Source organism: Providencia sp. CIM-Carb-044, assembly GCF_033901115.1.
In the GTDB taxonomy this organism is placed as follows: domain Bacteria; phylum Pseudomonadota; class Gammaproteobacteria; order Enterobacterales; family Enterobacteriaceae; genus Providencia; species Providencia hangzhouensis.
Genome location: NZ_JAXADV010000023.1, coordinates 18,200 through 28,755 on the forward strand (window position 1 = coordinate 18,200; position 10,556 = coordinate 28,755).

16 protein-coding genes are annotated in these 10,556 nt (G+C 48.0%); all 16 read right to left on the bottom strand.

What is annotated here, in order from left to right; translation table 11 throughout:
• Window positions 1–35 precede the first annotated feature (35 nt).
• Window positions 36–554 (bottom strand): DUF957 domain-containing protein, encoded by a 519-nt coding sequence (locus tag SJ312_RS22270; RefSeq protein WP_168550198.1) that lies wholly within the window; start codon window positions 552–554, stop codon window positions 36–38.
• A 94-nt stretch (window positions 555–648) separates the two neighbouring features.
• A complete protein-coding gene (locus SJ312_RS22275) occupies window positions 649–1,092 on the bottom strand; it encodes a hypothetical protein (protein ID WP_272517234.1) in 444 nt (147 codons plus the stop codon).
• Between the two features lie 135 nt (window positions 1,093–1,227).
• Window positions 1,228–1,557: a hypothetical protein gene (locus SJ312_RS22280; RefSeq protein WP_168550196.1), complete on the bottom strand. Its 330-nt coding sequence runs from the start codon at window positions 1,555–1,557 to the stop codon at window positions 1,228–1,230.
• Window positions 1,558–1,660: 103 nt separating this feature from the next.
• Entirely contained in the window at window positions 1,661–2,722 is a 1,062-nt protein-coding gene (locus tag SJ312_RS22285) for a hypothetical protein (RefSeq protein ID WP_168550195.1), read from the bottom strand.
• Window positions 2,723–3,001: 279 nt separating this feature from the next.
• Window positions 3,002–3,292: a hypothetical protein gene (locus tag SJ312_RS22290; protein WP_109910762.1), complete on the bottom strand. Its 291-nt coding sequence runs from the start codon at window positions 3,290–3,292 to the stop codon at window positions 3,002–3,004.
• 189 nt (window positions 3,293–3,481) lie between these two features.
• Entirely contained in the window at window positions 3,482–3,796 is a 315-nt protein-coding gene (locus SJ312_RS22295; protein ID WP_053764330.1) for a hypothetical protein, read from the bottom strand.
• Between the two features lie 307 nt (window positions 3,797–4,103).
• A complete protein-coding gene (locus SJ312_RS22300) occupies window positions 4,104–4,619 on the bottom strand; it encodes a hypothetical protein (RefSeq protein ID WP_168550194.1) in 516 nt (171 codons plus the stop codon).
• A 279-nt stretch (window positions 4,620–4,898) separates the two neighbouring features.
• The gene (locus tag SJ312_RS22305; protein WP_168550193.1) at window positions 4,899–5,621 is read right to left on the bottom strand and encodes a hypothetical protein; all 723 of its coding nucleotides are present in this window, start codon (window positions 5,619–5,621) and stop codon (window positions 4,899–4,901) included.
• Between the two features lie 17 nt (window positions 5,622–5,638).
• A complete protein-coding gene (locus tag SJ312_RS22310) occupies window positions 5,639–6,076 on the bottom strand; it encodes a plasmid protein (RefSeq protein WP_168550192.1) in 438 nt (145 codons plus the stop codon).
• A 25-nt stretch (window positions 6,077–6,101) separates the two neighbouring features.
• Complete coding sequence (locus SJ312_RS22315; protein WP_011039858.1) at window positions 6,102–6,278, bottom strand: hypothetical protein; 177 nt, start codon at window positions 6,276–6,278, stop codon at window positions 6,102–6,104.
• A gap of 31 nt (window positions 6,279–6,309) precedes the next feature.
• Window positions 6,310–7,230 carry a hypothetical protein gene (locus SJ312_RS22320; protein WP_172685173.1) on the bottom strand — a complete coding sequence of 307 codons (921 nt, stop codon included), beginning with the start codon at window positions 7,228–7,230 and terminating at the stop codon, window positions 6,310–6,312.
• 197 nt (window positions 7,231–7,427) lie between these two features.
• The gene (locus tag SJ312_RS22325; RefSeq protein WP_168550190.1) at window positions 7,428–7,796 is read right to left on the bottom strand and encodes a hypothetical protein; all 369 of its coding nucleotides are present in this window, start codon (window positions 7,794–7,796) and stop codon (window positions 7,428–7,430) included.
• Between the two features lie 258 nt (window positions 7,797–8,054).
• On the bottom strand, window positions 8,055–8,369 hold the full coding sequence (gene higA / locus SJ312_RS22330; RefSeq protein ID WP_011039854.1) for a type II toxin antitoxin system addiction module antidote protein HigA: 315 nt from the start codon (window positions 8,367–8,369) through the stop codon (window positions 8,055–8,057).
• Window positions 8,369–8,647: a type II toxin-antitoxin system toxin endoribonuclease HigB gene (higB, locus tag SJ312_RS22335; RefSeq protein WP_011039853.1), complete on the bottom strand. Its 279-nt coding sequence runs from the start codon at window positions 8,645–8,647 to the stop codon at window positions 8,369–8,371. The genes higA and higB overlap by 1 nt, the downstream gene beginning before the upstream one ends.
• Window positions 8,648–8,813: 166 nt before the next feature.
• A complete protein-coding gene (locus tag SJ312_RS22340; RefSeq protein WP_319863952.1) occupies window positions 8,814–9,128 on the bottom strand; it encodes a hypothetical protein in 315 nt (104 codons plus the stop codon).
• A gap of 438 nt (window positions 9,129–9,566) precedes the next feature.
• A complete protein-coding gene (locus SJ312_RS22345) occupies window positions 9,567–9,809 on the bottom strand; it encodes a hypothetical protein (protein WP_172685175.1) in 243 nt (80 codons plus the stop codon).
• Between the last annotated feature and the right edge of the window lie 747 nt (window positions 9,810–10,556).

Genomic DNA, 10,556 nt, shown 5'->3' on the forward strand with positions numbered 1-10,556 from the left:
GTGGAGTGGTTCAGGCCACCAGCCATAGGACTTTTTTAGTCCTGATTGAAATTATGTTGCAGCCCGTAAGTTTCCCGCAGGAATTGAAGTTGCGCTTCCAGATTATTAATGCGCTTTTGTTGCACGTTCCACGCCAACCCGACGTTGGTACACACATCCGGGTCTTTAGCGTGGCAATGCGGGCAATGTATGCCGTATTCATCACTGACTTGGTTTCCTTCATAGGATTCATAGCTGGGATACACGGCAAGGCAGCTGGCGCACTCAACGATATGGGCCTCGCCCTTATAATCATCAGACACATAGCGATGTAAAAATCCTGCATTGGTATTGCGCTTCTCAAAATCGTTTTGCGTATCGCTTTCAGATTTAGACTTAGCTTCGCCTTCTCCGGGCTTGAATGCTTTCCTCAGTACCTGCAACGGAGGAAGGACAGCCGCAGAGTCAGAGTTATCTTCATCGTTATCAAAAATGATATCGGTGCCCTGATCAACGTTAACGTTTAGCCAGTCGATCATCACATCCAGCGCTTGTAATGGAGTTAATGCAGACATCTTTTTGCCTCTCAATTTGTCGTTTAATAAAACTATTAAAACACCCGTTCCGGGGAGGCCGAAGTCATCCGGGGGTAAAAAATCTCACACCGGGTCATTTATTTTTCATTAGCCAGAACAGGGCCGCGAGGCAACGAAGGTTGTCGTGTTGCCTTGTCAGCTTCTTGGCGTAACGACGATGGTGGGGAGCGCTTTGCTGGATAAGCCCGCTCTCAATGAGCCGGATGATGAGGCGGCATTTCCATACAGAATGTATCGCGTTGGTAATGATGGCCATCCCTGATACGACCACTAGCACAAGGCCCGAAAGTTCCGGGTACACAGGGCACACCACCGCATAGACGAAAAACAGTTTTAGGTTCGTCACTCCAGCAGAGTACAGTACCACCGCAGGCTCACTGACCGACGCGCTGAGCGCGTGACTGTCTGCATTCAATATCTGCCTTAACGTCAGAAGTACCGAAGGGATAACGCAGCAGAGCATTAGACCCGCGCCTGTAAAAATGAGGACAAGAGATTGCCCGAGGAAACCATTCATGATTAACCCATACATAACGTCAAATTCGCTGCATACAGAGTTAACACAGGGTAGGGCAAGGTCGAATATCTGGCTGGTGGGTGAGGCCGTACCGGGCGATACAGCCTCATTTAAAGGGGTACTACCAAAGGGGTACTACGACTGGTCTGCTATTTCCTCAGCCAATTCGGTTGCCGCGATCAGGGCATCTTCAAGGTTATTGGTGTTATCAGAGATAACGTCCCAGCCACTATTGCCGTAAACGAGATGTACCCAGCCTACATGCTTACCATTACTGTCGTAGGCGTAAATAAACTCTTCATCAGTAGAGAACATTGCTTCCATGATGCTGCTAACGTCGTGTGTTACCTCCGTTACCAGTTCTTCACCGTCATAAACGGCGATACCGAATCCAGCATCCACCAGCCCCTGAGCCGCAGTTTCTACAATCCGGTGTTCAACAATTTGTCTTTCCTGAATATCCATTGCTGCATCCTTTGTTGTCAGTTAGTGAGTCGGTGAAACTTTATACGCGATGACAAATACCCCCTCCTACCTGTTAGGCAGCAAGGGGGGAGGGGATAGGGATTCAAGCTGCTCCTGATTCGGTGGCTGTGTTATCTTCGCCAGTATCAGCATCAGCATCAGTTTTCTGATTTGCTTCATACTGCTCAAGGATAGCCAGCAGCATTCGGGCAGCATCAGCCGGGATATTAATGCTCACATCATCCGGGTCTTTCGTCTCTTCCGTTTTCACACGTTCGATCTGCAAACGGATTTGATTGCTGGCTGGCAGCAAAGAGGTGAAGGTTTCACGGATAGCCTTTGGTTTCACAGTGACTTTTTTAGACTTCACAAAACGCGCCGTAACCTTGTCCTTACCTGCTTTCTTCGCTTCACCCAGAGAGGCCATCAGCTCTTCGTAAACGTTACGCTCAGTGCCCTTGCACTCCACCAGCAGGTTGATAGCGACGTCAGCTGAAACTTTGTCCTCGCGAACCAACTCCTTAACGTTTTCCTCTGCCTCAACCAGAATTAGAGAGCGGCGAACGGTCTGGATGTTATTACCTGAGCCCGCCGCTATTTCTTCAACGGAGAGATTCCAGCCACGAAGACGACGGAAACCTTCGGCACGTTCGATAGGTTTCAAAGCCAGCCCCTGAGCGCTCTTGAGCATCTCAAACACTTCACCAGCAGAGTTACCGGTGTATTCTTCAATCGGCAGGGAAGCAATCTTAGCACCAGCTTGAATAGCAGCCATCAGGCCAGCAAAACGGTGGTGCCCGTCAATGATCTTGAGTCGCGTCACGCCATTAAGAATAACGGCTTTAACCAAGATTGGTGGGATTCGATCCCCACGCATCCACATCCCTTTGAACATTTCCACCTGCTCAAGATTGAGGTTGCGCAGGTTAAAACCGACTTCAACATACAGCCATGCTGGAGAAACGTTGTACCCGTTGTTACGTCCCACATTGGCCTCATCAAACAGAACGGTAGAATTTTCCTTTTTCACCTTCGCCAACAAATCGCTGATCTGACGAAGTGAAGTAGGTTTTTTTTCCATTTCCGCCATTTTTACTGCCAGCTCACCCAAAGCTGAGTTGTCCTGAGATTTAGCAAAAATTTCCTGTACGTTGATGTCGCTCATTGTCTTGCCTCCGATGCGGTTAAAAAATGTTTTGTGTGTGTTGCTGTAGTTCTAGTAAACCACGCTGCCGACAGAGGTCGAATAGCAAAACTGAAAAAAAACGTTTTTTATTCACTTTTTTTTCAATCCCAGAAACGACGAGCTCAACAGGCAGATTTGATGAAGAAAAAAACGAAAATGGCGATAGAAAAAAAAAGACCGCTATCAAAAATGAAAGCGATCTCAATGAATAAAAACTGTTTTTCTAACCCCGCAACAATGACACGCTGGGGATACACTTTACTTTTCTTTCTGCATCATAACGGCAAGTTGTCGCACTACAGCACGCAGGGCCGCATCATCAGCGATCACCGGGGGAAGGCCAGCCACAATACTGTCAGAGGCGTAGATGTTGCCGTGCCACTCAAGCTGGTGGCCTGACACCTGATAGCTGAATAGCCACTCACTTTCCTCTTCAAGTTCCCAGAAGCACAGCAATGTCCCATCATCATGCCCGATGCCTTCGGAAAAGGTCAGATCGATACCCCGGCTTTTTGCCATATTGTGAGTCGTTTTGCTGATAGTGAACATGCTTTACCCCGTACTGTGAGCTACTGTTTGATAAAACAATTATCTCACGCTTTCGGGAGTGTCGAAGTCTAAGGAAAACCATCAAGATGAGGGGGAGGGAGTGGGGTAGATACCGAGGGGGCGAACATAAAGTGATGTACGCCCTTTGAGTATTATGCGTATTCTAACAGCTTCAATAACACTTTTTCGTTAAGCGCCCATAGAACGTTCATAGGCTTGTTCTCTTCTCAGCTCATTTTCAATACGCGCATCTCTACGCAGTTCCACAAGCTTACGTTTCTCCGCAAAGTTCATACGGGACACGTCCGGCAATTTAACAGACCCACGGCCTTTACAGGCGCTACAAGTGACATCAAACCGACCATCCATGTAGTTCTGACGGTCTTCAAGATCCCATTCATTCCACTCGCTTGCCGTAATGCCATTAGCAAACGCCTCATGGCCCGTTTTGCCTTCGCCATCGCAGTTACCGCAGATAGCCCAATAGTAGTGAGAAAACTCCATACAACCCCCATAGAAACGTTATCTGAGCAATACCTTTACTTTGGCACGTATGTCTGCCAGTTCGTTTACACTGACCGTGGACGTCATGGTGGATTCGATAACCCCACCAGCTGGGAAACTATTCTATGACTATTCAGAGGAAGGCCGAAGCCCGGTAATTCCAACAATCAGGTAAATAACCACGGATTTGAATACCGTAAGTTAAGGCAAAGGTATTCCAAATAGCAAAGAGGGAGTATTCAATACCCCAGAGTCAGGGGAAGAAGCCCCGCCAATTGAGGGCCAGACAGGATACACTGGCAGTTGGTTAGTCTACTCCATGCGAGTACAGCTGATAACTGCATTCACGTTTGAAGTTCTCAGGCTCACCGAGATAAATAAACCAAGCACGGCTTATCTTTAGTTCACTGGCTACGCTGATAGCGTCATCCAGTCTTTGTATCGCAAAAGCCACGCCGCGATTTTTGAACTCATCAGCACACGCTAAGAGACTGTCTTTGTCGAAATATATTGTCTCGTCTATACCCACTGGGCCAGCTGGCACATATTGGGTACTGAACATAGCGGGCATTTCCCAGTCCTGAGCAACCATCAGCTCTCGTGCATCGGTCACGCGTCCGGGAAGGGCACTGTTCAGCATGAGTGATTTACCCACCCCCGGCTGTCCAACCAGAAACACCGGGATACCCATTCGCACAGAAAACCGGATAGCGATATCCAGCAAGCGACGTTTCAGCGCCAGCTTGTTGCTGAACTGCTTGTAATTTACCCGTGGCATGTTCACCACATGGAATTTCGCATCTTTCACACAAATTGTACGCATCGCAAAACACCCCTCTGACAGTATCGCCCGCCACCGTTCTCGTGGGCCGCATGGTAAAACGAGATATTTTACCTTAATGAGAACCCTAACGATAGACATCCAGCCCTTATCACTGTTTACCAGCACACTACCGATACACCGTAAGAGCGTTATGTACGACTGACGCGCTGCGCTTGTCCAACCGCTGCCGGGCAATGAAAGATGATTCCATTCATTACCCGTCAACGGTTCCCTAATTACCCCTCAATCAACCCGCGCATACCCGCAACGTAAGCTTTTTCAGCCTTGATCAGTTTCATCAGTCACCTTCTGATTAAGTCCCAGAACGGCATCAGCCAGTACCCGTGGGTCTGCACCGCGCTGGTGGAGCATCATGGCAAAAACGGCAATGTCCTCAAACGTACCCGCGTTACCTTTCAGCAAATGAGCCACCAGCTGCTCAGCCAGCAGCGTATCACTGCAATGTGTCCGGGACTCCCAGCCACCGCGCCCCTTAGCCCGTGATTTTGCCAGCTTCGCCTTACATGCCACAGCAAACGCATCAAAACAGATATCATCGCTATGCTGTACCCGGCGAGTAACTCCATCAGAAGTTACTGTGTCACTTTTTGAATTCGAGATAATCGTCAGCAAACGCGAGATAACCGCAGAAGAACGGGCCGCATATTCAGAAACCGAGACATCAGTACCGGTGTCCATGCCATCGAGCTCAAAACGCAGGTCGATTGTGTCACAGTCAATGTCACCATGATCGAGACTGCCTATCTGTTCCAATACAAACAGGCATTGTCGGGCTTCATTCAGACACGCTAAATCAAGGGCTGGTGGAGGCGCATAAGCAGTCTTTACCAGAATACGCTTTTCCCACTTCTCCGGGTCATGCAGGGGAGTGTGAAACTCCGCCTCGCTCACCTCGACCCATTCCGCCTGTTCCTCAGAGCCATCAAGAAGGCGCACCTGAAAAACGGCACCAGCCACAGACGCAATTTTTTGTTCAGTCATATCCCCCCCGGATAAAACTATTTTTCAGTGGTGATCGCTATAACGAAAGGTACATCGGGCGTGCCTTTAGTTTCTGAGTTCTCAATGACAAACCCAGTTTCCCACACACCATTTGCGCCGTATTCGCGCTCACTGCTCTCGTCTTCCGGCAGCACCTTAAAAACGCCCCGCGCCAGCTCTTCCTGTTCCTCAGTAAGAGCCACGTAGCAGTTGTTCTCATGGATACATAAGCTGCCATCTGCATGACGCAGGATTACCATGTCTGATCCGAACTGACCGACCTTACGACGCACCTGCACACAGAACCCCACCCGGTTACTGACTGGCAAGCTGTTTGGCCCGGTAATGACAAACTGCCCAAAAGCTGGATAAGATGACGTGCGTATCATCCGGCTCCAGTCCATATTCGCGCCAATACTGGTAAGAATGTTCACAGCATCCTCGTTATCCATCATTCTGATTTACCCCCCATTTTATATCTTAGTCACTGCCAAAAGCATCGTAGTAGGCGACGTCTACAGGCGTACCTGCATTGTAGGTATCTTCCCAGCCGCTACTTTCACCCACGCTGTCACCGTTAAGCTCAGCAATCAGGCTCAGCTGCTCAAACCATTCCTCAAAAGAGCTCGTGGCTTTTGTCGATGCAAAATCAGCCATATACTTTCTCTCTCGTTTTGTTGGGCCAGTGTCAGACAGACACCAGCGTTTTCACTTCTTCTTTCCCGAAAGCCTTGCACGTCAGCTCAGCTGATTCGCCAGCAAGAGCCGGGGCTTTCCATTTGATGAACACGGTATTACCACGCGTTAAGATCTCAGCACCTTCCAGTTTGCATTCCGGTGCCTTAGTTTCACCACTGCGGGTAGCCTTTACCGTAAAGACCCATGCCACACCAGCGGTCAGGTTTTTCGGCATGTCATAGCGAAACTCTACTGGTGGGCTATCACTGGCCTGTACATCAGAAATATCAACTCCGGCTGATTTCAGCTCGTTCAGGGCCACTTCCCGGCTTTCACCCGCACTTTCCTGCTCATGGATTTGCTGCTGGATCCACGCTTTATCACTTGAGGACAGAGATGAGGCATGACTATTACTGCTGCTCAACATCCAGTACATCATCGCGAGCGTTGTCCAGTCAGTACCGCTACGCTTGCGCTCATCAATGATCGAGCTCACTTTCTCAGGTGGGGCTTTTGTCCCGATGTACGGAGCACTTCGCCCCGACGTACCGGAAAACTTTTGAGAAGAATTATCTCGGGCTGAAAATGCGGCCGGATTTTCTTTTGTGCCAATTTTGCCTTTGTTCTCCACCAGCTTCGCGCCACTGATGCTTTTCTTCGCCACCGGACTGCTTGCGGCTGAGGGCTCATTCTTTACGCCGCTTCCCGTCGCTGTAGATTCGGTACTGGTTTTATTGCTGCTGCTGGCGTTGTTTTTGCTGCTGGAGCTGCTGCTGGGCGAGGATGAAGATTTGCTATAGCTGGATGACGATTTGTAGGATGAACGATACGAACTCTTGTAGCTGGATTTATAGCCAGCCTCCACTGAGAAGGATAGAGCCAATAACAAACTGAAAAGACCGATCACCATTTTGCTGATTTTGCCGTACATGATTTCTCTCTCATTTCGTGGGCGCTGGTGCCCGTTAGTCTATGCAATGATTAAAACGCTAACACCCGGTGGCACCATGTCGAATAGCATAATAAACAATTATTTTCGCAGCGCAGGCCACAGAAACAGGGGGGAAGGTAATAGAAACCCGCGCTGGTGGCGGGTAGATGGATGGCTGCATAACTGCATAACACGGCTCAGACGGTTAAAAGTGTTTTCGTCCAGTGCTTATCCGGTTGAACATTACTGACGATAAGGCACATCCTTGAATCAGCCACCAGCGAACCATACCAGATAGTGTGGCCGCACTTTGGATGATCACGAAAACCCCACCAGTCAAAATTTGAATCAGCTACGACAAAATTCACCCATGCAGGAATTGAATAGGCTACACCTTGGATACAAACCTGCTTCTTACCTTCTGAAATGCGAAGCGGCGTTTTCTCGCCGGGGCAATCATCAGATCGACAAGCAGCCTCATCATCATAGACACGACCACAATGCTCGCAGGTAAAGGGTAAGATGGATGCAGACTCTAGAATTTCAGTGGTCAGTGGCTGGTTCATCGGTGATGGCTCCTTAATCATATAGTGTATGATTAAGATAGCATGAGCCCGCAATACCTCGAAGAGTGGGCAAAGGCTATACGGGCCAAAGTTAGTACGGCATACCCATAGGGTAAGGGTAGTTTGGTAGTAAACGACTATGAGGGTAAGGGTAAGCTTGTAAGAAATCACCCGGAGGGTAAGAGAAAGTTGGCAGGATAAAGCTATTAGGGCTCAGGGTATCTGATGCAAGGCTGGTGGCCTCGCATCAGAAATTGATTAATGCTCTTGCGCGTTCTGCTGCTGTTCGTTCGACTCACCGTACAAGACGATCCCGGATGTATCGATTTGGTTTTCTAACTGGCGCAGATCATAATTGCTCTGTAGCCGTAACCAAAACTCAGGCGTACTCCCCAGTGCCGCAGCAATACGAATCGAAAGAGAAGGGGTCAACGCAGTTTTCCCCGCAAGTAGACGGGATACGGTTGCTGGTGTAACACCAATATTGTGAGCAAAACGACGACCACTCACTCCCATATCCTCTAAATCGCGGGCTATCATCTCACCCGGATGTGAAACCTTGAATTGTCTCATTAGTGATAATCCTCATAATTTAAAATGTAAGCATCACCGTTAATGAACTGAAAAGTAATGCGCCAATTCGCCCGGACAGTGATAGACCAGTAACCTTCCCGATCCCCCTTTAATGGATGTAATTTGTAAATCTGGCGGTTTAGTTCACCAATCTCTGTCGCTGTATCGATGGCCTGCAAACGGTCATTGATTCTGTCTACATCTTGCGCAGGCACACCAGAAGTAACACCCTTTTCAAAAAGCAGTTTCAATCCTTTGTGCTTGAAAGATTTTATCATCGGCCATCTCTGTATTACATGTTGTGTAATACTATACCGCGATATTACACGATGTGCAATACAGAGGTATATGGATAGTAGGGGGAGTTGATAAGAAACTTGAGGGGGCAGGGTAGTTCGTAGCCTTCAAAAGAAAAACCCGGCTTAGCCGGGCTCTATGGTGATCTTACTCAGCGGCACTTTCCACCTTAAATCTCAGTCCAAGATGCTCGACATTACTGCCCGCAGTCATAATTGCTTCTTCCACCTCTTGAGGGCAAAGATATTTTTCACCTTCTTCACAGGATGTCTGGTAGGTTCCCGGCAGGTAGAACGTCACTTCAACACCTTGCTTAATCTCTTGCCGAGCTCTCTCCACCAGCTCATTCACGCTATCACGGTCAAAGCCCGGCATAGATGGCAACGGAACGTAGGAAGGTACTGCGTCAATCCATTCCAGTGCGTCAATCAAAGCGGCCAGTGTTTCCTGATGAGTGGTCATGTTCATGCTCCTGTTAAGTTCGGCTAAAATACCTTATTCATACACTATATGAATAAGGTATCATGAACAAGAACGGTCACGAAGAGCCCGCAGAAACGAAAAACTGTTTTACGTTGGTGTCCTGCCAGCCCATCAAGATCCCTTACACTGATTCCCTTTTTAGTCCTGTACCTTGCTCCTGAATGCGAAACTGCATAGGGGCATCAGCCGATACTTGGACTACCGGTTCCACAGAAAAGAAAAACCCGCTCAAGGCGGGTATGATATAGATATGCAACCGGGCTGCTGGTGGCTGGGGAAGGGCGCAGTAAACCCCAGATCACCACACAAAAAAACCGGCACTAAGGCCAGTAACTCGGAACATCTTTTCATTTATTTTTTTCGTTGAAACTATGCCACATGATAATCAACTTTCATCACAAGAGTATGGAAATGAAATTACTCCCCAGAACGAGGCAAAAACCTGACGTTCTCACCTTCTTCTGACAGTAGCACGCTCACGACACCGCTTTCATCAAGCAGTAACGTTGCCGTGTCTTCTAAGCCATCATCTCTACGCACCAGCACATTGACTCGGCCAAGCTCAGGCAACAGAACAATGATGCGAGAAAGACTACTAACCAGCATCAGGTTCCTCGCAGCAAGAGCTTCACGAACTTTATCTATAACGCTTTGCGTCACCAGCTGATCTCCATTGCTTCGCGTCGAAACATCTCGACGTGAAAATTATGGCATAGTTTTCAGGCGCTGAATATTTGAATGGAAATGACGGTTTTTTTGATGAGAACGTGGATTGCGATTTTATGACCGAATTCAGGACGAAAAAAAAGGCCGATTAACGGCCTAAAACATTCGATCACATTGGGCTCGTTTTTTTAGAGACTCTCACTCTAAAAAACAGAACACGTACTATCAGTGAATTTGCAGCATCAGAAAGCAGGGTTATTACCACTTCGTAAATTGTGCCGTCTCTTACTTCCCCCTCGACAGCAATCAATCCAAAAACAACCCACCTAACATTTCACAGCAAACATCGTAATAACAGAAAATACCACTACAAAAAGTACCACTATATCGAGCTTTTTTTATCTGACTGCCCCCCGGCAGTTTACTACGCCACACCACTTAACAGCGCTTGTAGTTAATTCAACTACACGGGGCGTAGATTATCATGAAGTTACGAAATGGTGAAATTTTTTACGTTATGAGTTTTATTGTAATGTGCTACAGAATGGGGGTTGCAACAGCGCGTGTAACAATATAATTACACTCAGGCCATCCGGCCAGTAATGGCTGTGCCATACTTTCGTTTAACCTTTCGTGTCTTATTATCAAAAAAAAGCGGGCCAATGGGTATAGGAAGTATAAACCACCTTTTTGCTCCTCATCCGAAGTATCTTACCTGAAATTCCCTCACTCGTTTACCGC

Coding starts and splice junctions, on each gene's coding strand:
- SJ312_RS22270 (WP_168550198.1), bottom strand. CDS start 554: ATGTCTGCATTAACTCCATTACAAGCGCTGGATGTGATGATCGACTGG.
- SJ312_RS22275 (WP_272517234.1), bottom strand. CDS start 1,092: ATGAATGGTTTCCTCGGGCAATCTCTTGTCCTCATTTTTACAGGCGCG.
- SJ312_RS22280 (WP_168550196.1), bottom strand. CDS start 1,557: ATGGATATTCAGGAAAGACAAATTGTTGAACACCGGATTGTAGAAACT.
- SJ312_RS22285 (WP_168550195.1), bottom strand. CDS start 2,722: ATGAGCGACATCAACGTACAGGAAATTTTTGCTAAATCTCAGGACAAC.
- SJ312_RS22290 (WP_109910762.1), bottom strand. CDS start 3,292: ATGTTCACTATCAGCAAAACGACTCACAATATGGCAAAAAGCCGGGGT.
- SJ312_RS22295 (WP_053764330.1), bottom strand. CDS start 3,796: ATGGAGTTTTCTCACTACTATTGGGCTATCTGCGGTAACTGCGATGGC.
- SJ312_RS22300 (WP_168550194.1), bottom strand. CDS start 4,619: ATGCGTACAATTTGTGTGAAAGATGCGAAATTCCATGTGGTGAACATG.
- SJ312_RS22305 (WP_168550193.1), bottom strand. CDS start 5,621: ATGACTGAACAAAAAATTGCGTCTGTGGCTGGTGCCGTTTTTCAGGTG.
- SJ312_RS22310 (WP_168550192.1), bottom strand. CDS start 6,076: ATGATGGATAACGAGGATGCTGTGAACATTCTTACCAGTATTGGCGCG.
- SJ312_RS22315 (WP_011039858.1), bottom strand. CDS start 6,278: ATGGCTGATTTTGCATCGACAAAAGCCACGAGCTCTTTTGAGGAATGG.
- SJ312_RS22320 (WP_172685173.1), bottom strand. CDS start 7,230: ATGTACGGCAAAATCAGCAAAATGGTGATCGGTCTTTTCAGTTTGTTA.
- SJ312_RS22325 (WP_168550190.1), bottom strand. CDS start 7,796: ATGAACCAGCCACTGACCACTGAAATTCTAGAGTCTGCATCCATCTTA.
- higA (WP_011039854.1), bottom strand. CDS start 8,369: ATGAGACAATTCAAGGTTTCACATCCGGGTGAGATGATAGCCCGCGAT.
- higB (WP_011039853.1), bottom strand. CDS start 8,647: ATGATAAAATCTTTCAAGCACAAAGGATTGAAACTGCTTTTTGAAAAG.
- SJ312_RS22340 (WP_319863952.1), bottom strand. CDS start 9,128: ATGACCACTCATCAGGAAACACTGGCCGCTTTGATTGACGCACTGGAA.